We start from the raw sequence: 23,577 nt of genomic DNA on the forward strand, positions 1-23,577 counted from the left end.
TTTTGGTTTTTATTAAACGCTAGATATGAATGAGAATAAGTTGGCAATCTTCTGATGCTTCAAACGATAATTTTGAATCACGTAGAAGGTCGCCGTCAGTCACACTTATTCCATTTGCGGTACCTAGACCTGTGGTTATATAGGCAAGAAATTCACCTTCATGATGGAATTGCTGGCCTTTTTTGAATAAGCCGATATCTATAAAAGTACTTGCTGGAAACTTGGCCGTGGCATCGCCACCATAAATACGGGTCACGTCACCTTTTGCTGGTTGATAGACTTGATAATCAGCGCATTGCCCAGCTATTTCAGGTGTGACCCATAATTGAATCATTCTGTTTTCAATTGAATCAGGATTAATTTCATTGTGAGTAAAGCCTTGGCCGCCTGCTCGTTGTACTTGGGCATCGAATGTATCTAATGACTGGCCATGCTCTAAAGAGCCTTCATGTTTGATGCGACCTTTGACCATGACAGAAATGACATCAATCTCTTTATGTGGGTGCATCTTGGTTTCACCATTAGGTAAAAACCTTGCATCTGCGAGATAAACAAAATTGCCTATGCCATTCCAGGTGCTGTCTTTCGGCTGGTTACCAAATACTTTTGAGTCTTTAACTAGGCGATGTTCTAGTAGCCCTGCAAACCCACCCTGAGGAAGATCGTCGCGATGTAGTACTTCCATCGGTGCACCTTGTTTAAATTAGTGGTAATCGAAATTTATACTAGCTTTCTCCTATCGTTAGATATATAAGGGATAAATTATTTAACTGTTCAAAACTGTGAACAATAGAATTGAAGAATTTTAACGATAGAGAATTGTATTTGCCATGGTTGCCAGTAAAGGCAGCTTTACGGCTGCGGCCGATGAGCTAGATATGCCCAAGTCTGCGGTGAGCCAGAAAATAAGCCGATTAGAGCAAGAATTAGGTGTGCGCCTAATAGAAAGAACGACGAGGCGGCTTCATCTCACAGAAATTGGGACAATCTATTTTCATCATTGCCAGAATGTCATAAATGAAATGGATCGAGCCGAACTCAAGATCGGACAAATGCAATCAGAACCAAGTGGCTTATTACGAGTGACGACTTCAGTGACGGTAGGTCAGCAACTGGTACAGCCCATTATTGGTGAGTTCTTAAACCAATACCCAGATATTAATCTCCAATTAGATTTAACTAATCAGCGTTTAAACTTAATTGAAGAGGGTGTTGATGTGGCGATTCGGGTTGGAAAGCTTGAAGATTCTACATTGGTGGCTTTAAACCTAGGACGAAGCCATGTGCACTTTTATGCCAATGCAAACTGGTTGGCTGAGCAAGGAAAGGATCTGTCCGTAGTGGAATTAAAGAGCATGCCATTGCTGATTATGGATGATCACATTAGGCGAAATTTGGTTTTATTTAGCGAAAAAGATAAAACCACTGTTCCGCTTAATTCAAAAGTGACAGTTAATGATTTTGAAACCCTTTATCGTTTGACCATCGAAGGTGTTGGTATCGGATTATTGCCAGACTACATGGGAGACAAAGCAGTTAATAGCGGTGAGCTAGTTAAGGTATTGCCACAATGGCGAGCACACAGTGTAGAATTTAATGCCATTTATACTAGTCGGCATGGGGTTACACCAAAATTAAGGGCATTTTTAGATTTTTTGAATTTAAAGTTTGCTGAAAGATTAATAAGGTGATGAGCATTTTACGGTACGATAAATTATGAATAGAGGTGGTAAGAGATGACGGTATGGTTAGCGATGATTTTTATCGCGCTAGCGGTTATTGGTAGTGTGATGTGGGTTCGCCCAAGTCCTCGCGATCAAAAGTTAGCTAAGTGGCGACAGGAGGCATTAATGGCTGGTTTGAAGGTGCGCCTTCAAACATTAAAAGCTGAACCTAAAAACAGCGGTGTCCGAGAGGATGTTGAGGGTGTCACGTATGAGTTGTTTAACCCCGAGCCAGATAAATTAGATAAAACCACTTGGGCGATCGTGAGGGTGGATGCTTGGTTGAAAGATGGCTTGCCAGAAGGGTGGAGTTGGTATGGCCAAGAAGCTCAAATTGATTTAAATAGCGTAAAGCAAATAATTGATGCTTTACCTGTTGAGGTGAACGCCATTGAGCGAACACCCGTTTCCAGTCGTATTATTTGGAATGAATCAGGTAAAGAATTTGATGCCGTCAAATTAAAAGAATACCTACAAACTTTACAGGCTATTTCTTAGCCTGTAATTTTTGTGTGTAATATTCATTAATGGATTCTAAGTCGTGAGTAATGCGGTCACCATAGCTGCTCACGATAAATGGCACTGCATTTTCATTGTAATTAACAATCGACTTAGCAATAAACTCCCACTTTACTTCGACTTGATCGACTAGCTTGTAAATGCGCTTTTCGTTAGCCCCTTGTGCTTTTAGTTTTGTCAAAAGAGCCGTAAAGTTCTTTCCTTGGTTATCCATGCCGCCTTCATTAATACTGACCACGCTTACTTGGCCTAGGCTTGACGTGCTTCTTGCTGCGTATTCCGCAGTAAGGGTTTGTATGATTAGGCCCATGTCACGGGTTTGCTGAGTTAGGTCTGCAAGTTTTACCCCTGATTTCTCTATTAGTGCGGTGTAAACTTTGCCCAAGCTTTTACCTAGCGCGATGCCTTCGGTGCTGAGTTCAGATACTAGACGGGCATTTGCATAGCCTTGAGTCAGAAAATCAGCGCGGTTGGTTTCAAGTAGACGCTTAAAATTTTGCCATTCGTTTAACGCAGCTGCCAAAGTGGCAAGCTGGGCTGTTGGGGCGGTGCTGTCGGTGATTTTGGCTAGGCGGTCTTCAAACTGCTTAACATTAGATTCAATTTCACGGTTGTAGCGTGAATCACCCTCTAAGCCACTGAACATGTAATAGTCGCTTAAAATGGCAAACGTAAGGGTTCGCATCTCATATACTTGCTTTAGGGTGTTGTTGGTATCAGCGTCTGCGGTTGCTGGATTAGCGGCAAGCAAAAGGCACAAAGCGAATGCGCTGCATACTTTCTTCAGGGCTATTTTTATCATTTTGTATCCTGAGGGCATCTTTTATTATTTTAATCACAGTTTGCTTAATTTTACGGGTAAGTCAAAGAAGAGTTTGGTCTTTATCACATTTACTTATAAAAGATGAGTTTAATGGGCGTTTTTTCTTGACAAAAATGTAAAAACTCAAGTCTGTAATAATCAATATCAACATTTTTTACTACTTTCGTCTATGGTCATATATGCCATTACTTTTGCTTCATATGAAACAAAGTGGATAAAAAACAACCTGTTTTGGTGGGATTTTCAGTAAATAATACGGAAATGGTTGACATTTAAGGCCAGATTTACGAAGGTTCTGCTACCAAATTCAAACGGGCGTATGAATTAGGTTAGTTGGGTGTTTTTCAACCAAATGCCCGTAAGTAGCAGTTTTGTTTTTAAAGTACTTATTAAACCTTGTGTTTGCTAAGTACTTTTTATTCAAGCTGTGTTCACTCAGCTAATATTTAGCGTGGAGATTTGTTGATGATTTACGAAGGTAAAGCCATCACGGTTAAGCTACTCGAAGACGGCATCGCCGAACTAAACTTCGATTTACAAGGTGAATCTGTAAACAAGTTTGACCGTGTTACTTTGGAAGATTTAAAAGCTTCCGCTGCAGCACTACAAGATAATAAAGACGTTAAAGGTCTTGTTGTTACATCTGGTAAAGATTGTTTCATCGTAGGTGCTGATATCACTGAATTCGGTGATAACTTCAAACAAGAAGACGAAGTTATTATCAAATGGATTCTTGAAGCGAACCAGATTTTTAATGCAATTGAAGATCTACCATTCCCAACGGTTACTGCTATTAACGGTATCGCTTTGGGTGGTGGTTTTGAAATGTGTTTGGCAACTGACTTCCGTGTGATGTCAGAAAAAGCCAAAGTAGGTCTACCTGAAGTTAAACTAGGTATCTACCCAGGTTTTGGCGGTACTGTACGTCTGCCTCGCGTTATCGGTGCCGATAACGCAATCGAGTGGATCTGCATGGGCGCAGAGAGCCGTGCTGATAAAGCGCTTAAATTCGGTGCTGTTGATGCCGTAGTTAAAGCTGAAGTCGTAAAAGATACTGCTATTGCAATGGTTAAAGATGCAATCGCTGGTAGCCTTGACTGGAAAGCTAAGCGTGAAGAGAAGCTTGTTAAGCTTAAGCTTGAAGCCATGGAGCAAATGATGGTATTCGAAACGGCTAAAGGTTTCGTTGCTGGTCAAACTAAGGGTCAATACCCAGCTCCTGTTGAAGCAATTAAAACGATGCAAAAAGCTGCAAACTTCGGCCGCGATAAAGCGCTTGAAGTTGAAGCGAAAGGTTTTGCTAAGCTTGCTAAAACAACTGAGTCTCAAGCGCTTATCGGTTTGTTTAACAACGATCAGTTGTTGAAGAAAAAAGCCAAAGAATATGACGCCATTGCTACGCCGACTAAAAAGGCAGCAGTATTAGGTGCGGGCATCATGGGCGGTGGTATCGCTTTTGTTTCTGCACTTAAAGGCACGCCAATCCTAATGAAAGATATCGCAGAAGCGGGCATCGAATTAGGTTTGGGCGAAGCGAACAAACTTCTTGCTAAGCGTGTTGAGCGTAAGAAGATGAAGCCGCTTGAAATGGGTGATGCACTTAACCGCATTCGTCCTACTCTTTCTTATGCTGAATTCGGCGACGTAGATGTTGTTGTTGAAGCAGTAGTAGAGAACCCTAAAGTTAAAGGTATTGTATTGGCTGAAGTTGAAGGCTACGTTAACGAAAATACGATCGTTGCGTCTAACACTTCAACAATCTCTATCGACTTCCTAGCGAAGAGCGTTAAGCGTCCTGAAAACTTTTTAGGTATGCACTTCTTCAACCCAGTACACATGATGCCTCTTGTAGAAATCATCCGTGGTGCGAAGACGTCTGAAAAAGCAGTTGCGACAACGGTTGCTTACGCGAAGAAAATGGGTAAAACCCCAATCGTTGTTAACGATTGCCCAGGCTTCCTAGTTAACCGTGTACTTTTCCCTTACTTCGGCGGTTTCGCTTCTCTACTTAAAGACGGTGCTGATTTCCGTCAAGTGGATAAAGTAATGGAGAAATTCGGTTTCCCTATGGGTCCTGCTTACCTAATGGACGTTGTGGGTATCGATACTGGTAAACACGCTAACGACGTTATGGCTGAAGGTTTCCCTGAGCGTATGAAGGCTGACTTTAAGTCTGCGATGGACGTGTTATTCGAAAACGAATACTACGGTCAGAAAAACAAAAAAGGTTTCTACAAGTACGAAGAAGACAAGAAAGGCAAGCCGAAGAAAGTATTCGACGAAGCGATTCTTGAGTTGCTTGCACCTGTATTGGGTGAAGCTCGTGACTTCGATGCTGACGAAATCATTGCTCGCTGCATGATTCCAATGTGTAACGAAGTTGTTCGTTGTCTTGAAGAAGGTATCGTAGATACAGCTGCTGAAGCGGATATGGCTTTGGTATTTGGTATCGGCTTCCCTCCATTCCGTGGTGGTGCTCTACGCTATATCGACACAGTTGGTCTTGCTAACTTCGTTGAACTTGCTGACAAGTACAAAGACATTAGCCCTCTATACCACGTGACTGACAAGATGCGTGAAATGGCCGCTAATGGCGAAAGCTACTTCGGTTAATTGCGAACGAGACTAGGAGAATACATATGAGCTACGAAGATAACGATGTAGTTGTAATTGACGCCGTACGTTCGCCGATGGGCCGTTCTCGTAACGGTTGTTTCCGCAACGTACGTGCAGAAGACATTTCTGCAAACCTAATTAATGCGCTTTTTGAGCGTAACCCAAATGCGAAAGCATCTGATGTTGAAGATGTGATTTGGGGTTGTGTAAACCAAACTTTGGAACAAGGTTTCAACGTTGCGCGTCAAATTTCTTTGATGACAGCGATTCCAAAAGAAGCGGCTGCACAAACTGTTAACCGTCTATGTGGTTCTGCGATGTCTGCAATCCACACTGCGGCGCAAGCGATTCAAACTGGCAACGGTGATGTATTTGTTGTTGGTGGTGTTGAGCACATGGGTCACGTGAATATGCAGCATGGTTTCGACCATAACCCTGCATCTTCAAAGTACTCTGCTAAAGCATCTAACATGATGGGCTTAACCGCTGAAATGCTAGGCAAAATGCACGGCATTACTCGTGAGCAGCAAGATGCGTTCGCTGAGCGTTCTCACCGTCTAGCGCAAAAAGCGACTGACGAAGGTGATTTCGCTAACGAAATCGTACCTATGTATGGGCACGATGCAGATGGCAAGCAAGTGCTTATCACTCAAGATGAAACTATTCGTCCTGAGACAACGCTTGAAACTTTGTCTAAGCTTCGTCCTGCGTTCGACCCTAAGGCTGGTACTGTAACGGCGGCAACGTCTTCACAGATCACTGATGGCGCGGCAGCGATGTTGCTAATGAGTGGCAAAAGAGCGAAAGAACTAGGTCTTAAGCCTCGTGCACGTATCAAAGCAATGGCGGTTGCTGGTTGTGATGCTGCGATCATGGGTTACGGTCCTGTTCCTGCGACTAAGAAAGCACTTAAGCGTGCTGGCTTAACGGCACAAGATATTGATTTCTGGGAATTGAACGAAGCGTTCGCTGCTCAGTCTCTACCATGTGTTAAAGACCTAGGTCTTAAAGATGTGGCTGATGAAAAAATCAACATCCACGGCGGTGCAATTGCACTAGGTCACCCATTGGGTTGTTCTGGTGCGCGTATCTCTACTACTCTAATCAACGTATTAGAGCAGAAAGATGCTAAATTTGGTGTATCTACCATGTGTATTGGTATGGGCCAAGGTATTGCTACCGTATGGGAGCGTCTATAAGCATTAGCTTGTAGAAACTAAGGAGCTTTGGCTTCTATGTTAAAAAAAGGTTGGGCTTTGCTCAGCCTTTTTTTATGCCAAAACTATTGAGGTTATTATGATTAAGCCTGGCATATATAAACATTATAAAGGTGCTTTATATAAAGTGATGGGTGCTGCGCAGCATAGTGAAACACAGGAGTGGCTCGTTTATTATCAGGCTTTATATGGTGAATACGGTTACTGGGTTCGACCTTTAGATATGTTTACGCAAAGTGTCTTGGTTGAAAACCAAAGCCGTTTGCGATTTGAGTTAATAAAAGAAGACTAGTCCTTTTTTGCTTTGCCTGACATAACATTTAAGTCGGTAGGGAAGCCATATTCATCTACGGCATTTTCACTTTCAATTTGTTGTTCTATTTTTTCTTTTACAATATTGCCGAACAGTAATTGGTTTTTTCTGGTGATTTCTCTGATATGTTCATGCTTGCCATCAAAATTGATGTCAGATTCAATGAGTATTTTTTTTGCGTATTTATAGTAGTTTGTTGCCATCGCAGGATCTTTTTTTTCGCCTGCAATATCAGCAAGTTCTTCATAGGCATCTACTTCTAGCTGAATAAGTGTGAACTTTAAATTGTGTTTCATTCGCTTATAGGATTCAGTGTCAATGAATCTTTTACTTGCACAGGCACCCAAAATTTGGATTGTTTTGTTAAATGCTTGCTTGCATCGATTAATTTCATTATCGCTTTTTAACTCGATGATGATATCGTTCGGATTATATTGAGTTTTAAGTGTATCAGCTTGAGTAAGAAGCGCTGATGTATCGGTTTGAGGGTGTAGCTGTTCCCGCTGGTGTATGTAATGTTTGTAGTGCTTTAAGAGTGCATCAATGACATCGTCATATTTAATGTAGGAGCATGCGAGTGTTGCAATGTCAAAAATATCATTGGCACGCTGAAGAATGCGCTTGCATTTAGACTGTATTAGGCGCTTCTGGTGTTCTCTTTGGGCTATTTTTTGTGCAATTAATAGCGCCCCGATGCCGATAACGACAAAGATAGTAATCACTAAATAATTCATAAAGTTTGCAATATCCGCTTTTAACAACTAGATCTTTGTTTAAGTGTAGCAGCTGTATTTAGTATTAATACGTACAATAATTAAGCATTTTACGTTTAGCTTGGCACTTTCTTTGGTTTTTACTTGACCGATGAAAAACAGGGCCTTATATATGGGCCAGCCAAATTTAGGACGTACCTAGGGAATCGCAAGGTATATGGGAAAATCGCTCGTAATTGTCGAATCGCCGGCAAAAGCTAAAACAATTAATAAATATCTGGGCAATGACTTTATTGTTAAGTCGTCTGTGGGTCACGTTCGTGATCTGCCGACGGGTGCCAATAAACAGCCAGTGGATGCAAAAGAGCGTGCCCGCCAAGCGGCCATTACGCGTAAATTGTCGCCTGAAGATAAAATTGTCCACAAAAAGAAAAAGGATAAGACCAATCTTGTTAGCAAGATGGGTGTTGATCCTGAAAATGACTGGAAAGCCCAGTATGAAATTCTGCCGGGTAAGGAAAAGGTGGTTGCCGAACTGCAAAAGCTCGCCAAAGACGCGGATGTCATTTATCTCGCGACGGATTTGGATAGAGAGGGTGAGGCCATTGCCTGGCACTTAAAAGAAGTGATCGGCAATACCGGCGCTGAATATAAGCGCGTTGTTTTTAATGAGATTACCAAAACAGCGATTCAGGCGGCGTTTGAAAAGCCATCTATATTGGATCAAGCACGAGTAGATGCTCAGCAGGCTCGTCGCTTTTTGGATCGCGTCGTAGGCTTTATGGTTTCGCCATTGCTATGGGCTAAAATAGCTCGTGGTTTATCGGCAGGGCGTGTCCAATCGGTTGCGGTACGTTTAGTGGTTGAGCGCGAAGCTGAAATTCGTGCGTTTGTGCCAGAAGAGTATTGGGAGACATTCAGCCATCTAACGTCGGCTGAAAAAGACGCTATTCGGTTTCAGGTCACGAAAGAGGGCGGTAAAGAATACAAGCCAACCAATGAAACACACGCAATGGCAGCTGTGGCTAAATTAAATAGCGACCCGTACGAAGTTGTACAACGTGAAGATAAGCCGACTCGCTCAAAGCCGGCTGCGCCTTTTATTACGTCTACATTGCAGCAAGCCGCAAGCACCCGTTTAAGCTTTAGTGTTAAGAAAACCATGATGATGGCTCAGCGTTTATACGAAGGTGGCTATATCACGTATATGCGTACCGATAGTACTAACTTGAGTAAAGAAGCGGTCGAAGGTGCTCGTCAGTACATTACGACTAAGTTTGGTGAGAAATACTTACCTGCTCAGCCGCGCATATATAGCAGCAAGGATGGCGCACAAGAGGCTCACGAAGCGATTCGACCTTCTGATGTGCGTATGAGCTCTAATTTGCTAAACGCCATGGAGCCAGACGCTCATAAGCTTTATGACTTAATCCGCAATCGTTTCCTTGCTTGTCAAATGGCCGATGCCGAATTTACAAGCAGTACACTAACTGCAAAATGCGATAATTTTGAGCTTAAAGCCAAAGGCCGTGTGATTCGTTTTGATGGTCATATGCGAGCCATGAATGCCATTGCAAAAGGCGATGACGACACGGTATTGCCGGACTTGAAGTCAGGCGATGTACTTGGCCTTGATCATGTTGAACCTAAGCAGCATTTCACCAAGCCAACGGCTCGATTTAACGAAGCAAGCTTGGTACGTGAGTTAGAAAAACGAGGCATTGGTCGCCCATCTACTTATGCTTCTATTATTTCAACCATTCAAGATCGCGGATACGCACGACTTGAAGGGCGCCGTTTTTATGCTGAAAAAATGGGCGAAATCGTTACGTCTCGGTTAGAAGAAAACTTTGAAGACCTAATGGATTACAGCTTTACCGCCAACATGGAAGAGCAGCTGGATGACATTGCTGAAGGCCGCAAAAAGTGGAAACAAGTTCTTAACCAATTTTACGAAGGCTTCTCTATTAAATTAGATAAAGCCCGTAATGAAGACGGCATGCGCTTGAATGACCCTGTGCCAACCGACATCGAGTGTCCTGAGTGTGGTCGTCATATGATGATTCGAACCGGTACAACTGGTGTGTTCTTAGGTTGTGAGGGTTATGCCTTGCCGCCAAAAGAGCGTTGCACCAAGACGATGAATCTTACGCCGGGTGATGAAGCCATTAGCGCTGATGATGACGAAGAAGCAGAAAGCCGTCGTTTGCGTGAAAAGCGTCGCTGTAAAATTTGTAGTTCGGCTATGGAAAGCTACCTGCTTGACGAAAAACGCAAGCTTCACATTTGTGGTAACAATCCAGACTGTGAAGGTGTTGAAGTTGAGGGTGGTGAGTTCAAGATTAAAGGCTATGAAGGCCCAACCCTTGAATGTGATAAATGTAGTAGCGAAATGCAGTTAAAAAATGGCCGTTTTGGTAAGTATTTTGGCTGTATGAATGAAGAATGCAAAAACACACGTAAGCTTCTGAAAAGCGGGCAGCCAGCGCCACCAAAAATGGATCCTGTGCCGTGTCCTGAGCTTAAGTGTGAAAAAGTAGACGATACGTATATTTTACGTGATGGTGCGGCTGGTTTGTTCTTGGCGGCAAGCCAGTTTCCTAAGAATCGTGAGACACGTGCACCTAAAGTGTTTGAGTTGATTCCACATAAAGCTGAATTACCTGAGAAGTATCACTACTTAACGGATGCGCCAGTTAAAGATGGTGATGGAAATCCAACGACAGTTCGATACAGTCGTAAGACCGCTCAAATTTATGTGGCTACCGAGAACGAAGAAGGTAAGGCGACAGGTTGGAGTGCTTTTTATGAGGGTGATAAATGGGCAGTGACAGAGAAAAAGTCTACGGCTAAAAAAACATCCGCAAAGAAAACGTCGGCTAAAAAGAAAACATCGGCTAAGAAGTCTTCAGTTAAGAAAACCAGTGCTAAAAAAACGAGCGCTAAGAAAGCTAAATAATTAAGAGTAATAGCGATAAACCCAGCTGCTAGCTGGGTTTTTTGCTTTTTAGAGGAAATGAAGTTGAATACAAAAATTTATAAGCGCGTGACATCATTAGCTGAAAGCTTATTAAAAGCGGCTAATAAAAAAGACCAAGTGACGTTTGATGCACTTTATGCAGAATTGAACAGCATTTGTTTAGAGCATGAAGCTGATGAAAAAGATCACCCTGTGCAATGGGAGACACTTGCGGATTTTACGGACGATATTGCGCAAGCTGCAACCCTGTATCGTAAGGCGCTTGAAAAAGCAGAGGCGATAGAGTCGGCCGATTTTTGTTCATCAATACGCTTTTCTTTAGCAACTATGTTGATTGAACTAGGGGATACTCAAGAGGCTATCGAGATATTACGTGAAGCCAAAATTGTATCTTCTAATATCGAAGACAAAGCATTGAAAAACGAAATTCATGACTTGCTACAGTCATTGATTAATTAATCGCTAACTATGCAAGAAGTAGAGCGATATTTGGCTGGGTATGCTGAGTCGGTTAGGCAGCAAGTCACGAAATTAATTGAAAATGACAAGCTAGAGTCTTATCTGAATGCTCGCTATGGTCAGGCTCACAGGGTTAAATCTGACGCAGATTTGCGTCAGTTTGTTATGAGCTTTAAGAATCAGTATTTAAAAAAATCCTCACCATTAAGTAAGGTGGTGTATGACAATAAAATACATGTTATTAAAAATGCCTTGGGTACACACAGTTATATCAATCGTGTGCAGGGCAGTAAAATAAAAAGCAAAAACGAGATACATGTTAGCTCTGTTTTTAAAGTGGCACCTAAAGCGTTTTTAGAAATGATCGTTGTGCATGAGCTGGCACATATTAAAGAAAAGGATCATAACAAGGCGTTTTATCAACTATGTCAGCATATGCTGCCTGACTATCATCAGTTAGAATTTGATATGCGTTTGTATCTGATTCAAAAGGAACTGATGAAAGGCTAGGGGCGGCTCTTCTAGCCATTGCTTTCATTAAAACTCGTAAATACTGCCTTTAAAGTAGCTTTAAGCCCCAATAAATGGGGCTTTTGTCATCACCTTGTCATCACCTTGTCATTATTAGATACAATTAAAAAATCAAACTGCTGTGCCCCTGAACAAATAGGGCGTATAGTCCACTGGTTAGTCTTTCCCTGTAACGAGCCTACTGGCCATCACGCCTCTATCCTCCTTATTACGACTTTTATTTGCTAGCAAGCAAATATTCTAGATCCACTGCACCTGCCGTTTGCGCTTCTCAGTTTTATGAGAGAGTCAAATCTATAGATGATTTTTGTTCTTTTATGAATGAAGAATTACTGCGCTAAATATTTGTAGCGCGAAGACTGTGTGCCTTTAATCCTCAGAAAGCTTGTTAGGAGCATTATGACTACTGTCCAAATTGACGTTCAAGATCGTCAGCCCACCATTATTTCTTTTGTAAAAGATTTACCTAATATTTGCTCGCTTGCGGGCTTGGCTTGCACAATATTGGCAATATATTTTAGTGTCATTGGCGTTTATTACGCGGCCATGATTGGCATGATTTGGGCGGTTGCATTTGATTGGGCAGATGGCTTGGTTGCTCGAAAAATGAAAGGGCGCACCGGTTCCGATCGTATGTTTGGTGGCCAATTGGATTTGGTGATTGATATTGTCAGCTATGGTGTCGCGCCAGCGGCACTTGTTCTTAGTTTTGCGGGTTTTAACCCATTATTCTTGCCCTTGGCATTCGTCATGCTGGCCGCTGCCGCTATACGGTTAAGTTATTTTAGTACGTTTGGTTTGTCTGGTGAATCTAAATATACGGGCTTAGCGCTGGATAATAATAATATTGCGTTGGTCTTTATTTTTCTGTTTGAAAGTATATTGCCTGACGATATTTTTTCAGTGGTTTTTTATGTCAGTGCATTTGCGTTAGCCGTATTGAATGTTTCACAGATTAAAACCCCTAAACTTTCTGGTCATAAACATAATGTCTATTTGCTTGCGTTATATACGCTCGGAATAAGCAGTATCTATACTTGGAAGCTTTTTTAGTTCGAGGTAAGCCAGTAAATAATTTCATTTAATAATTTTATAGGAGAAATCAAATAACATATGATTGTATATACCGTAGGTACGTTTGATTTGTTGCATGTGGGTCACCTTGCTTTGCTTGAGTATTGCAAGTCACTGGGTGGTATTTTGGCTGTTGGTGTCGCGTCAGATCGAGTTGTTAACTCTTATAAACCAAATGTGCCGGTGATACCGCTTGAGCAACGCATGGAAATGTTAAGAGCATTAAGTTGTGTTGATATTGTGCGGCCTTATGATGAGCTTGAATATGTATCGGGCTGTAAGGAATTAAATGCGGATATTTTTGTAATTGGTGAAGACTGGGGTGATAAACCGCATAACCTTGCGGTTAGAGTCTTATTTAAAATCCCATGGCAAGCAGATAAAGCAAGTGCTTTATAATCCGCGCACGTCTTCTTCTGCCATTAAGCAAAATGTAATGGCCCAAAAAAGAATCGTAAACCAGTTCAAGATGGCAGCGGTTTAACGATTGTCGCATTGTTAGTGATATGTTCTGCCTGCGCAGTAAATAAAGCGCATAGTGGATAACGCATAAAGGGCTATCTGATATTTAAACATCAGATAGCCTTTTTTATGGGAAATATTTGATATTAAGCTGAATGTTTGCTGGTTATTTATGTGTTTATTGAGCGGATGTTGTTAAGTGTGATAAACGGCAGGTTAGGTGAAGACACATTAGCGGTGTGTGAATAACGTATTTAAATACGCTAAAGTAGTTGGCTAGATGCGGTTTCTTCGTTAGTTTAATACCCTTGTCAGGTGTCTTGCTTGATTGGCGCATTAAAATTATCGAGTTTAAGGAAAAAACAATGAAGGTATTAATCGTAGGAGCAAGCGGCGCAACAGGTCGGTTGGCGGTTGATCAGTTGCTTGCTCAAGGTGTTCAGGTGAGGGCGATTGTACGCTCTCTTGATGCGCTGCCTGAGCATCCCAGCTTACACAAAATACAGGCCTCTGTGTATGAGATAGCGCTTGCTGAAATGGTTGAGCATGTACGAGATTGTAGTGCTGTGATTTCTTGCTTGGGCCATAATCTGACGTTTAAAGGCATGTTTGGTCACCCCCGTTTACTTGTGACAAATGTGCTTATACGAATTTGTGATGCAATAAAGCTAAGTAATGGGAGTGATGCGGTAAAAGTCATTTTGATGAATACATCAGGTAATAGTAATCGAGACATACCAGAGAAAGCGCCTTTGAGTCAGCGTATTGTTATCTCGCTATTAAGATGCTTGTTGCCACCTCATGTTGATAATGAAAATGCAGCGGATTATTTGCGCACACAGATAGGCCAAAGTGATGCCTTTATTCAGTGGGTTGCTGTTCGCCCCGACGCGCTAATAGATGAGGGCGCTGTAACTGCATATGACGTGCATGAGTCACCAATTCGCAATCCAATTTTTGACTCAGGCCAAACCAGTCGAATTAATGTGGCTAATTTCATGGCAGAACTTGTTTCAGATGAAAGTAAGTGGCTAAAGTGGAAAGGGCATATGCCGGTTATTTATAATAAACATCAGCCTAAGTGATATAAAATCTGCGAGCGTGAAAGTGCGATTAGCAGATTTATAATTCATTTTATTGATCTAGATTTGCTGATTTTTAGCCGGTTCACAAGAGAGCAATTAGCGCTCATTTCTCATGTTTATTTGTTTGCGATAAAGCAGTGACAGCATAATTGCTGACCCCAACCCTGTTGTACCTAAAATCATAGTCATAATCATTATTTGGTAGCGCACTGCAACAAGTGGCGATACACCAGATAGGATTTGCCCTGTCATCATGCCAGGCAGTGCAACCAGTCCAACCGCCAATAGACTATTGATTTGTGGAATCATCGCGGCTTTAAATGCGAATATCTTTGCGTTTTGTGGGGTTGCGTTGTGAGCCAGCTCTGCATAGAAACGTTCTGTTGAAATACTAATGGCATTCATACTGTTGGCTAGATACATACCAGCAAGTGGGATTAAAATTTGTGGGGCGTACCAGGTTGTTACATCCAAAACTAAAAATAGAGAAATACCAAGGTGAATGACAATGGCAATAATCAATGCAGTGGCGGCGGGCAGTAAAATGCCTGATATATGACGCACAGGGCGAATAGCAATCCATGCGGCGACGCAAAGCATTCCGCTTACAATGATAATACTGATCCAAGGGGAGGGGTGATTAAATACGGCAACTAAAGCGTATCCCATTGCCAGTAATTGTATGAGCATTCTAGAAGAGGCATACATAATTTCACCGATGCTGCCTTGCCAATAAATATAAATACAACAAACTAATGCCACTGGTATTAAACACCAGCTTAATTCGAGCCAGTCGATAGGATTCATTTTTTATCTCTAAGAATTACGTGCATCGAATTATGCATTAAATTAGATGCGCATAGCTTACTGTTTTTAGCGTGTTGGTTTTTCGATTGAAAGTAGCTTGAAGCTAATGAAGCTATTTTTCGCAGGTAGGATTTTTTGTGTATAAAAAAAGGTCACCGAAGTGACCTTTCTTTGAAAACACACTAGGCCGAAGCCTAGTTAACTCATTCGCTATTAACCGAACTGGTTAGAAGTGTTTTTCGCGCCGCCTGCTTTAAGCGCGTTTTCACCAGCAAAGTATTCTTTGTGGTCATCACCCATGTCAGAACCTGACATGTTTTGGTGTTTAACACATGCGATACCTTGACGGATCTCTTTACGCTGTACGCCAGCAACATAACCAAGCATACCTTCAGCACCGAAGTACTCTTTAGCCAAGTTATCAACAGACAATGCAGTCGTGTGGTAAGTTGGAAGAGTGATTAGGTGGTGGAAGATGTTCGCTTCACGAGCTGTATCAGCTTGGAAAGTACGAACTTTATCGTCTGCATCAGCCGCTAGTTCAGTACCGTCGTATTTAGCATTCATTAGATCGCTACGATCGTATGCAGATACGTCTTGACCAGCTTCAACCCAACGGTCGAATGCTTGTTGACGGAAGTTAAGAGTCCAGTTGAAAGATGGGCTGTTGTTGTAAACAAGTTTCGCATCTGGAACTTCTTTACGAACTTCGTTCATCATGTCAGCGATATCTTTAACGCTTGGAGTTGCAGTTTCGATCCAGATAAGGTCAGCACCGGCTTTAAGGGCTTCAACAGAATCGAATACACAACGCTCTTCGCCAGTACCTTTACGGAACTCATAAAGACCAGAAGGTAAACGCTTAGGACGAACAAGTTTGCCGTTACGGTTGAAGCAAACATCGCCTTCAGCCATGTCAGCTACGTCGATTTCTTCAACGTCTAGGTAAGAGTTGTAACGATCGCCTTGATCGCCTGGCTCTTTAACTACTGCAGATTTCTTTAGTAAGACCAGCACCTTCAGAGTCAGTACGAGCACAGATAAGGCCGTTGTCGATACCTAGTTCTAGGAAGGCGTAACGCAGAGCGCGGATTTTCGCGTGGAAATCAGCGTGAGGTACCGTTACTTTACCGTCTTGGTGGCCACATTGCTTTTCATCAGCAACTTGGTTTTCGATCTGTAGGCAACAAGCACCTGCTTCGATCATTTGCTTAGCCATTAGGTAAGTCGCTTCAGCGTTACCGAAACCAGCATCGATATCAGCAATGATAGGCACAACGTGAGTTTTGTGACCGTCGATTGCAGCTTGAACTTCTTTTTCTTTAGCAGCATCACCCGCTTCACGAGCAGCGTCTAGGTCGCGGAAAAGACCGCCTAGTTCACGTGCGTCAGCTTGACGTAGGAAAGTGTAAAGCTCTTTAACCAAAGCAGCTACAGTTGTTTTTTCGTGCATAGATTGGTCAGGAAGAGGACCGAATTCAGAACGTAGAGCAGCAACCATCCAACCAGAAAGGTATAGGTATTTACGATCTGTAGTGCCGAAATGCTTTTTGATAGAGATCAGTTTTTGCTGACCTACAAAACCGTGCCAGCAGCCTAGAGACTGAGTGTATTTAGTTTTGTCTTCGTCGAACGCAGCCATATCAGCACGCATAAGATCTGCAGTGTACTGAGCAACGTCTAGACCAGTTTTGAATTTGTTCTGAGCACGCATGCGAGCAGCAGATTCTGGGGTAATGTCCCAAGAAAAGCGTGCAGCTTCTTGCGCAGCTGAGATAGATTTGATGTCGTCTTGAATCGCTGACATATGTCCAATCCTTAAAAAATAGGTTAATTGTCTAAAGCCGCCTATAAAAATAGCAGCTTTATCGAGGCTCGCCTCTTAAATGACGTGCGGATGATAAGGTTTTTGTGATAATTTATCTAATTTATAGTTCTTATAATGGGTATTCACGAGGTGAATGTGGACCGCTTTGATTTAAACTTGCTTATTTATCTAGATATTTTACTGCGTGAGCGCAGTGTGACTAAGGCCGCTCAGTGTCTTGGAATCACGCAGCCAGCCATGAGTAATGGGCTGAAACGCCTGCGGGAGCTGTTCGATGACCCGATTTTGGTTCGCACCAGTGATGGTATGAGTGCCACAGAACGAGCGCAAGCTTTACAGCCCTTAGTGCGCAATATATTGGCTGAAGTGGATGCCGCGGTTCAGCCAACGGGTGAATTCCAGTCTCTTACTAGCGGCCGTGTGTTCCGTATTATGGTGAGTGACTATGCAGAAGCGACTTTGGTGCCGGCTATTGTGAAGCGTTTACGCAACGAAGCCCCAGGTGTCATTTTGGATTTCCTCACGCCTTCGGATGTCACCTATAAAGATGTTGAGCAGGGCAAGGTCGATATGGCAATCAACCGATTTGACGAACTGCCCCAGTCTTTTCACCAGAAAACCTTATGGCGCGATGGCTTTGCCTGCTTGGTAAATCCCGCTAATCCATTATTAGAAGGCTTTAATCTTGATAAATACCTGCAAGCCAATCACATCTGGGTGAGTAAAACCGGTATGGGGGTTGGCACAGGGGTCAATCCGAGCAAGGACAAAGCAGGGCATCTAGGTTGGGTAGATGAGGCGTTGGCTGAAACCGGCTATAAACGCAATATCAGTGTGTTTACTCGCCACTATCAAATGCCAGCCTTATTGGCGATGAATAACGATTTGGTAGCGACATTGCCGACTAAGGTCGCTAAAATGCAGGCGCAATCGGGCGCATTGAAAATGGTGGAAGCACCATTTGAAATCCCAGCATTTGAACTTAAAATGGCTTGGAGCCCTCTACTACATCATAATCCACCACATCAGTGGATGCGTGCATTGATTACGGAAGAGTCTGAAAAGTTGGCTCGTAATTAGTCGTTGAATTAATAATTATAAAAATGGTTACCTCATGATGCGTTATGTGATTTTTTTCTGCTTGGCTGTAATAGTTGGCTGCAGTAACTCTGTTGATGAAAATGTGGGTGCATTGCCTGACATTGATATCACAGGCCTTATTGTTAATGGCAATGTCCGCGACGCCAGTGTTCAAGTGGTGGGGATTGATAATTATGGTCAACCTCAGCGTAACTCAAGCGGTGAAATTTACGCAGATCGCTTTTTTAGTGATGACAATGGTCGCTACAATTTATCCATTAATGGTGCGGCCACGGGTTCATTATTGTTTATTGTGAAAAGTCACACGTTAAGCGGCCACAATACTCAAATTCGCTGCAGCTTAAAAAATGGTTGTCTTGATGACTCAGGGGGCGCAGTTGCTTACGGGCAATGGTACGATGCAGCGAGCGATTTTGAATTATGGGCCGTTGTAAATGATGCGCAAAGCATGAGTAATGTGCACATTACTCCGTTGACACATTTGGCGGCCAAATTGGCATTTAGCAATTTCATCTCTAATGGCAGTTGTACGTCGTCGAACTGTGATGGTGTGTTAGCCAGCAACAATATGTTTACACCTCAGAGCATTCATGAAGCGAATACGCGTGTCCAAGCATTATTTAATTTAGCCTCAAATGTTCATGCCTTTATTGAGCCATTTTCTCCTTTTACTGATTCAACGCTAGATTCTGTCACCGCTGTGGATGCAGCTAAACACGGCTTGTTAAATTTAACGTGGCAGTATCAGGCCCGCGAAGAAAACAAAACGCTAAGTGCTGTATTAGCCAGCTGGTTAGACGATGCCTTCCTAAAGAATGGTGGCCAGCTATATGGTGATGATCAAACTAATTCACCTGCCCAATGGAGCTTAAAAACGGCCTTTACCAATGCTGAAATTGTAAAGAGTGAATTAGCGTTACCTGATAATGTCGCACTTACCTCAGCGGCAGCGGCTTTAAAGTTAATTGCTGATGGTTTAACCAACACCATTACGAATGAAAAGGGCAGTAACTATAATGATGCCTTAGCCGATAAAATACTTGCCGCTAAGCAATTTGTGAGTAACGCACAAAGTTGGATTGCTGATTATGAAAACAAGAGTTTTGGTAATTTCTTAGATGCTGATACCGCTGCTGAAGTAAGCGAAATGGAAGGTCAGTGGGAAGCGTTTCAGAAAACCCTAGGCCCAGAACTACAGTCTGTACTGTTACCTATGGTACAACTAGCTGACTACGCATTAATTTGTACCGCCAATGGCTCTTGTGCATCAGGGCAAGCGTACAGTTTTTCTGATGCAGCCGCGTCGGTTGCGTTTGTAAGTGCTGAAAGCCGTTTTACTTATTCAAGTTCAGCGCAAGCGAACACCGTTGTAAAAGGGCAGTTACTAAATGCAACGGACAGCGGCCTAATTAAAACGTTTACGTTTTCGCAAGATGTGAACGTAGAAAGCGCAACAGGTTTGGCCATAATACAAAGCCGAACCGAGAAAAAAGCCAGTATAAAGGTGTATTTAGATTCTGCGCTTAGACCAGGTGTTGAGCCTGCCATTAGACGCATTGAATTAAGCTTTCCTAAAATCACGTTAAAAGCAAAAACCGCCATTGGTGCCAGTACTTATCAAAACTTAGTGTATACAGCGGATGATGCTGTATTAGCGATGCAGGGAGTAAAAGACCCAACACGAGTGAATGAGCCAATTCATTTTAATTTAGAATCGGTATCGTTATTGGGACAGGTATCAGATGGCAGCGATGTGTTGGATATCGAGCTGATATTAAACGGCAGTAATGCAAGCCTGCATTATCCTGCGGAACGCTTTCCTGATTTAAGTTTTGCTTGGAAAAGTTCTGACTTTAAACGCTATGCTCAATTTGATAGCAGCGCTTTAAACGATGCAGACCTTGCTGGTTGGTTAGTTTTACCGAGTAATGTTGTCTTGAATGAAACGCTATCGTCTGTCGTGACTTATAATGAAATTGCTCAGTACGCGTCGCTACCTGCTGCACTAAAAACGGAATTAGTGATTGCTAGTTACCACCAATTTGAATTTGGTGAGTTGCGCTACCCTGGTGGCTCTACTGCGCTGGCTGTATATAAACAAAACGCCAGTGACGCAAAAACGGTTAAACAGTGTAACGAAATAGAAGGGGCTTGGTCTTGCTCCGGCGCGGTTACATTGGATCAGTTAGGTTGTGAAACCCCGTATTCAAAAGATTCAAATTTTAGTGCAAATGCATCCGTGGCGGATGCGTTTTTGTTTTTGAAAAACAATGTGAATGCCGATGGGGTTGGCTGTATTCCGCAGGTGAAAATTATCGGACGTGGCGTATATGTTATTAATTATGGTGCCATCAGCGGCTTTAATGACGGTGATACATTTGGTGCGACGTTAGATGCGCCCCATTACTTGGGCGTGTCATCATTTAATATTCGCATGCTGTCTCGTTTTGAAGACAATAATAAAAATTTAGATGAAACCCCAGTACTGCTAAACATGTTAGGGGCGTTTACCGACCCTGAAAATATTAGCATTGCGTTTTCTGTAACCCACGACTTTTTAGGTTACGGTAATTCTAATTCGCTAGGGGCGCTTGAGATTTTGCCTTACGGCGAGCGTACCTTGTGGTTTTCAATAGGCAATAGTGCTGAGGCGGAGCAAGATTCGGTTGTTTATTATATTTTAGATAACACGGTTTCATTGGTGATGACGGCGTTCGATTATACATCAGGCGATGATTACCATGATGCGCCACTGGGTTATATCCGTTATGCCAATCAACTCATCGGGACGTTAAGAAAAGAAAGCGGCCTATATGTTGTGCGCTATATTGACGGCAGTTGGCAATTGCTTTGATGTGTCGCGTTTTTTTTATATTGGTATTACTGCTTGCAGCGCAATGTGTTCGTGCTGAGCAAGCAGTAGGGTTGCGCAATCATATTTTACTTGCGAGCCCAGCCATGGAAATAAGCGAGCTTGATTCAAGCTGGCAAAATCCATCCTCAGGTAGTTCTGCCCAAGCAAGAGCCAGTATCGAAACCTATTTTAAGGTTAATAATCGGCTTGAGCTGGGCATAGAAAAGCGCTGGCACTACCTACTAAAGTTCTCTGAAGACACCGCACAGTTTTACTCACGCCTAGAAAACAATGCTGTGGCGAATGGCCAATATGATTTATCGCTATCGATTAATGCGGCCACCAGTGAAGGATTTTTTGCTCAGTACTTTATACCGTTATCTTCTGGTATTGATTTTTGGATAAAAGCGCATGTGCTCAAGGGCGGCCGAGTTCAAAAAGGGGAATTGAGCGGTAAAGGACAGGTGAATGACTCAAGCTTGAGCTACGACTGGCAGCTCGATTACGCCTATGATGAAAATCGTATTTTTGAGAGCCCCCGCAAATCCGCATCCGCTTGGGGTTACAGTTTTGACCTTGCCATGAAAGCCAAACTAAGTGATGAGCAGCGCTTATCTGCGTCACTAGAAGATTTAATGTACACATTACACTGGGACAAGCTAGACCAAGATAAGGGTTGCCTCAATAGGCCCCTAACGCCGGACTGCTCAGTCTATACATCCCGCTCCACATATACACAAAGGTTTCCGGTATTCGCAAAATTACAGTGGGCATACGATTTTGAGGCTGTTTCAGCAACGCTTGAGACGCAGGCTTGGCAGCGCTATCGGGCGCTGTTGTTGGGTATTGATTATCAAGGTATGCAGGTCGAAGTAGACGCTATTAACGAAATGATCAATCTTGGCTATGAATCTACTGTACTCAAGGTAAAATGGGGGTTCGATAAAATTAACTTCGCGCAAGCCAAACACTGGCAGCTTACCCTAGATATGAACTGGCCTATTTTATGATTTATGAACATTATTTTGCTCTAACCCAGCGCCCGTTCTCAATAGCGCCTAATCCCAATTTCCTTTATGCCTGTGGTCAGTACAAAGAAGCCTTGGCGGCATTAGAATACGGAATGCTGCATCGTGGTGGTTTTGTCTTGTTAACCGGAGAAGTGGGGACGGGTAAAACCACTCTGTGTAAATTCCTTTTGCAATCAATACCCCAAGATACAGAGGTAGCACTGGTATTACACCCTCAGCTTGACCGCCTTGAGCTGCTGCATTTAATTTGTAAAGAGTTTGGTTTAAATAGTCAGGGTTTGCTTAAAGAATCGCAATTAATTGATCTGCTAACTGAATTTTTATTGCAAGTTTATTCAAAAGGCGGATACAGCGTTTTAATTATTGATGAAGCGCAACATTTAGATGAATCCGTATTAGAGCTCATTCGCTTGCTGACCAACTTAGAAACCCATGAAGATAAATTATTGCAAATAATTTTACTGGGTCAGCCTGAACTAAAAGAGCGCTTAAATAAATATCAGCTGCGCCAGCTTAATCAGCGCTTTACGGCTCGTTTTCATTTAAATGGTTTAAGTTTTTTACAAGTCAGGTCATATCTTGACCACAGAGTTGAAGTGGCAGGTGGTCGAGACTCTTTATTCTCAGTGTCATCGGCTTGGCTGCTGTATCGTTTAACCAATGGCATTCCTCGTTTGATAAACGTATTGGCGGATCGCTGCTTGATGGGCTGTTACGCCGAACAGAAAAAACAAGTGACACCGTTTATGGTGTGGCGAGCAGCAAAAGAAGTTCTGCCATCCCGTAAGGCAAGTAAAAAGAGCCGGTTATGGGTTGCTATGGTTGCTGTTGTATTAATCGTGTTTGGTTTAAATAATGTATCCGATGATTTTAATAAATCGGTCGTACAGCCAGCATTAGAACATAATCTTGTTTCCCGTTTTACATCTGAATTCTCAAATCAATCTTCACAGTCAAAAAACAATCATGCGCAAACCAATCCGTGTAAGCAAAAAAATAATTGTTGGTCTGGGCGTCTTCCTTCTAGCATTGTTATGAATGCGTCCATGAGCGGTGATGTTTTTTCTGATGGTGAATGGGAAGAATTTACAGGTCAGCCGCTTGAAGGTGACGAAATAATGGTGGCGCTTGATAACATAGACGAGCGCTATATCGATGCTTTAATCAAACAATCAGATCAAGATGTGCTGATTCCTTGGGTAAGGGAAGTTTTATTATCACAGAATCAAACCGGCGACACCGAAGACTTTTCGCAGTGGCAAGTGATTGCACCTAAATCTACAACTAATAATTCGTCATTAATTTACGATGTTGTATTGCATGGCATGGTAAAAGCATTTCAACGTAAACATGGTTTGATGGTGGATGGTGTGCTGGGCCCGCAGACACTAATTAGCTTGTCTTTATGGGATCAGCAATCACAAATGGCGGCTCAATAAT

The 23,577-nt window shown here is 42.6% G+C and carries 18 protein-coding genes and 2 pseudogenes; 15 read left to right on the forward strand and 5 right to left on the reverse strand.

All coding sequences use genetic code 11. The annotated features are described in order from the left end of the window. Nucleotides 1-19: 19 nt before the first annotated feature. On the reverse strand, nucleotides 20-685 hold the full coding sequence (locus ACU6U9_RS16055; protein WP_446736026.1) for a pirin family protein: 666 nt from the start codon (nucleotides 683-685) through the stop codon (nucleotides 20-22). A 145-nt stretch (nucleotides 686-830) separates the two neighbouring features. On the opposite strand from ACU6U9_RS16055, the gene ACU6U9_RS16060 reads away from it, so the two are divergent. Together ACU6U9_RS16060 and ACU6U9_RS16065 are read left to right on the forward strand one after the other, a co-directional pair. Then, the gene (locus ACU6U9_RS16060; protein WP_446736027.1) at nucleotides 831-1,691 is read left to right on the forward strand and encodes a LysR substrate-binding domain-containing protein; all 861 of its coding nucleotides are present in this window, start codon (nucleotides 831-833) and stop codon (nucleotides 1,689-1,691) included. A 45-nt stretch (nucleotides 1,692-1,736) separates the two neighbouring features. Continuing rightward, entirely contained in the window at nucleotides 1,737-2,222 is a 486-nt protein-coding gene (locus tag ACU6U9_RS16065; RefSeq protein WP_446736028.1) for a hypothetical protein, read from the forward strand. On the opposite strand, the gene ACU6U9_RS16070 is transcribed toward ACU6U9_RS16065, so the two are convergent. Further along, nucleotides 2,212-3,045, reverse strand: coding sequence for a hypothetical protein (locus ACU6U9_RS16070; protein ID WP_446736029.1), 834 nt, complete (start codon nucleotides 3,043-3,045; stop codon nucleotides 2,212-2,214). The genes ACU6U9_RS16065 and ACU6U9_RS16070 overlap by 11 nt on opposite strands. Before the next feature lie 486 nt (nucleotides 3,046-3,531). Between ACU6U9_RS16070 and fadB the strand changes: the two genes are divergently transcribed. The 3 genes from fadB (at nucleotide 3,532) to ACU6U9_RS16085 (ending at nucleotide 7,191) form a co-directional block, all read left to right on the forward strand. Next, nucleotides 3,532-5,679 (forward strand): fatty acid oxidation complex subunit alpha FadB, encoded by a 2,148-nt coding sequence (gene fadB / locus ACU6U9_RS16075; protein ID WP_446736030.1) that lies wholly within the window; start codon nucleotides 3,532-3,534, stop codon nucleotides 5,677-5,679. Nucleotides 5,680-5,705: 26 nt separating this feature from the next. Further along, a complete protein-coding gene (fadA, locus tag ACU6U9_RS16080) occupies nucleotides 5,706-6,881 on the forward strand; it encodes an acetyl-CoA C-acyltransferase FadA (protein WP_446736031.1) in 1,176 nt (391 codons plus the stop codon). 94 nt (nucleotides 6,882-6,975) lie between these two features. Then, complete coding sequence (locus ACU6U9_RS16085; protein WP_446737187.1) at nucleotides 6,976-7,191, forward strand: DUF1653 domain-containing protein; 216 nt, start codon at nucleotides 6,976-6,978, stop codon at nucleotides 7,189-7,191. Here the strand turns inward: ACU6U9_RS16085 and ACU6U9_RS16090 are convergent. Beyond that, nucleotides 7,188-7,946: a hypothetical protein gene (locus ACU6U9_RS16090; protein WP_446736032.1), complete on the reverse strand. Its 759-nt coding sequence runs from the start codon at nucleotides 7,944-7,946 to the stop codon at nucleotides 7,188-7,190. The genes ACU6U9_RS16085 and ACU6U9_RS16090 overlap by 4 nt on opposite strands. A 196-nt stretch (nucleotides 7,947-8,142) precedes the next feature. Between ACU6U9_RS16090 and topA the strand changes: the two are divergent. The 6 genes and pseudogenes from topA to ACU6U9_RS16120 form a co-directional block, all read left to right on the forward strand. Continuing rightward, a pseudogene (gene topA / locus ACU6U9_RS16095) lies at nucleotides 8,143-10,776 on the forward strand (type I DNA topoisomerase); the annotation flags it as partial. Between the two features lie 171 nt (nucleotides 10,777-10,947). Next, a complete protein-coding gene (locus ACU6U9_RS16100) occupies nucleotides 10,948-11,364 on the forward strand; it encodes a tetratricopeptide repeat protein (RefSeq protein WP_446736033.1) in 417 nt (138 codons plus the stop codon). 9 nt (nucleotides 11,365-11,373) lie between these two features. Then, the gene (locus ACU6U9_RS16105; protein WP_446736034.1) at nucleotides 11,374-11,874 is read left to right on the forward strand and encodes a M48 metallopeptidase family protein; all 501 of its coding nucleotides are present in this window, start codon (nucleotides 11,374-11,376) and stop codon (nucleotides 11,872-11,874) included. 420 nt (nucleotides 11,875-12,294) lie between these two features. Further along, nucleotides 12,295-12,948 carry a CDP-alcohol phosphatidyltransferase family protein gene (locus tag ACU6U9_RS16110; RefSeq protein ID WP_446736035.1) on the forward strand — a complete coding sequence of 218 codons (654 nt, stop codon included), beginning with the start codon at nucleotides 12,295-12,297 and terminating at the stop codon, nucleotides 12,946-12,948. A 60-nt stretch (nucleotides 12,949-13,008) separates the two neighbouring features. Continuing rightward, a complete protein-coding gene (locus ACU6U9_RS16115) occupies nucleotides 13,009-13,368 on the forward strand; it encodes an adenylyltransferase/cytidyltransferase family protein (protein WP_446736036.1) in 360 nt (119 codons plus the stop codon). 428 nt (nucleotides 13,369-13,796) lie between these two features. Next, nucleotides 13,797-14,516, forward strand: a complete 720-nt coding sequence (locus ACU6U9_RS16120) for an NAD(P)-dependent oxidoreductase (protein WP_446736037.1) — start codon at nucleotides 13,797-13,799, stop codon at nucleotides 14,514-14,516. A 96-nt stretch (nucleotides 14,517-14,612) separates the two neighbouring features. Here the strand turns inward: ACU6U9_RS16120 and ACU6U9_RS16125 are convergent, their stop codons facing one another. Continuing rightward, nucleotides 14,613-15,323: an ABC transporter permease gene (locus ACU6U9_RS16125; protein WP_446736038.1), complete on the reverse strand. Its 711-nt coding sequence runs from the start codon at nucleotides 15,321-15,323 to the stop codon at nucleotides 14,613-14,615. A 213-nt stretch (nucleotides 15,324-15,536) separates the two neighbouring features. Beyond that, nucleotides 15,537-17,130 (reverse strand): annotated as a pseudogene (locus tag ACU6U9_RS16130) (isocitrate lyase). Nucleotides 17,131-17,265: 135 nt separating this feature from the next. On the opposite strand from ACU6U9_RS16130, the gene ACU6U9_RS16135 reads away from it, so the two are divergent. Genes ACU6U9_RS16135 through ACU6U9_RS16150 form a run of 4 tightly spaced genes read left to right on the forward strand, consistent with a single transcriptional unit; the run spans nucleotide 17,266 to nucleotide 23,576 of the window. Beyond that, nucleotides 17,266-18,231 (forward strand): LysR family transcriptional regulator, encoded by a 966-nt coding sequence (locus ACU6U9_RS16135; RefSeq protein WP_446736039.1) that lies wholly within the window; start codon nucleotides 17,266-17,268, stop codon nucleotides 18,229-18,231. Nucleotides 18,232-18,265: 34 nt separating this feature from the next. Continuing rightward, nucleotides 18,266-21,106 (forward strand): hypothetical protein, encoded by a 2,841-nt coding sequence (locus ACU6U9_RS16140; RefSeq protein ID WP_446736040.1) that lies wholly within the window; start codon nucleotides 18,266-18,268, stop codon nucleotides 21,104-21,106. Next, on the forward strand, nucleotides 21,106-22,116 hold the full coding sequence (locus tag ACU6U9_RS16145) for a hypothetical protein (RefSeq protein WP_446736041.1): 1,011 nt from the start codon (nucleotides 21,106-21,108) through the stop codon (nucleotides 22,114-22,116). Before ACU6U9_RS16140 ends, ACU6U9_RS16145 begins: the two co-directional genes overlap by 1 nt. Then, nucleotides 22,113-23,576 carry an AAA family ATPase gene (locus ACU6U9_RS16150; RefSeq protein ID WP_446736042.1) on the forward strand — a complete coding sequence of 488 codons (1,464 nt, stop codon included), beginning with the start codon at nucleotides 22,113-22,115 and terminating at the stop codon, nucleotides 23,574-23,576. Before ACU6U9_RS16145 ends, ACU6U9_RS16150 begins: the two co-directional genes overlap by 4 nt. Nucleotide 23,577: the final 1 nt, after the last annotated feature.

The sequence above is a fragment of the Pseudomonas sp. HK3 genome, assembly GCF_052920985.1.

Bases quoted from the DNA above. Each gene is read 5' to 3' on its own strand.
- ACU6U9_RS16055 (WP_446736026.1), bottom strand. From the start codon at position 685: ATGGAAGTACTACATCGCGACGATCTTCCTCAGGGTGGGTTTGCAGGG.
- ACU6U9_RS16060 (WP_446736027.1), top strand. From the start codon at position 831: ATGGTTGCCAGTAAAGGCAGCTTTACGGCTGCGGCCGATGAGCTAGAT.
- ACU6U9_RS16065 (WP_446736028.1), top strand. From the start codon at position 1,737: ATGACGGTATGGTTAGCGATGATTTTTATCGCGCTAGCGGTTATTGGT.
- ACU6U9_RS16070 (WP_446736029.1), bottom strand. From the start codon at position 3,045: ATGATAAAAATAGCCCTGAAGAAAGTATGCAGCGCATTCGCTTTGTGC.
- fadB (WP_446736030.1), top strand. From the start codon at position 3,532: ATGATTTACGAAGGTAAAGCCATCACGGTTAAGCTACTCGAAGACGGC.
- fadA (WP_446736031.1), top strand. From the start codon at position 5,706: ATGAGCTACGAAGATAACGATGTAGTTGTAATTGACGCCGTACGTTCG.
- ACU6U9_RS16090 (WP_446736032.1), bottom strand. From the start codon at position 7,946: ATGAATTATTTAGTGATTACTATCTTTGTCGTTATCGGCATCGGGGCG.
- ACU6U9_RS16105 (WP_446736034.1), top strand. From the start codon at position 11,374: ATGCAAGAAGTAGAGCGATATTTGGCTGGGTATGCTGAGTCGGTTAGG.
- ACU6U9_RS16110 (WP_446736035.1), top strand. From the start codon at position 12,295: ATGACTACTGTCCAAATTGACGTTCAAGATCGTCAGCCCACCATTATT.
- ACU6U9_RS16115 (WP_446736036.1), top strand. From the start codon at position 13,009: ATGATTGTATATACCGTAGGTACGTTTGATTTGTTGCATGTGGGTCAC.
- ACU6U9_RS16120 (WP_446736037.1), top strand. From the start codon at position 13,797: ATGAAGGTATTAATCGTAGGAGCAAGCGGCGCAACAGGTCGGTTGGCG.
- ACU6U9_RS16125 (WP_446736038.1), bottom strand. From the start codon at position 15,323: ATGAATCCTATCGACTGGCTCGAATTAAGCTGGTGTTTAATACCAGTG.
- ACU6U9_RS16135 (WP_446736039.1), top strand. From the start codon at position 17,266: ATGGGTATTCACGAGGTGAATGTGGACCGCTTTGATTTAAACTTGCTT.
- ACU6U9_RS16140 (WP_446736040.1), top strand. From the start codon at position 18,266: ATGATGCGTTATGTGATTTTTTTCTGCTTGGCTGTAATAGTTGGCTGC.
- ACU6U9_RS16145 (WP_446736041.1), top strand. From the start codon at position 21,106: ATGTGTCGCGTTTTTTTTATATTGGTATTACTGCTTGCAGCGCAATGT.
- ACU6U9_RS16150 (WP_446736042.1), top strand. From the start codon at position 22,113: ATGATTTATGAACATTATTTTGCTCTAACCCAGCGCCCGTTCTCAATA.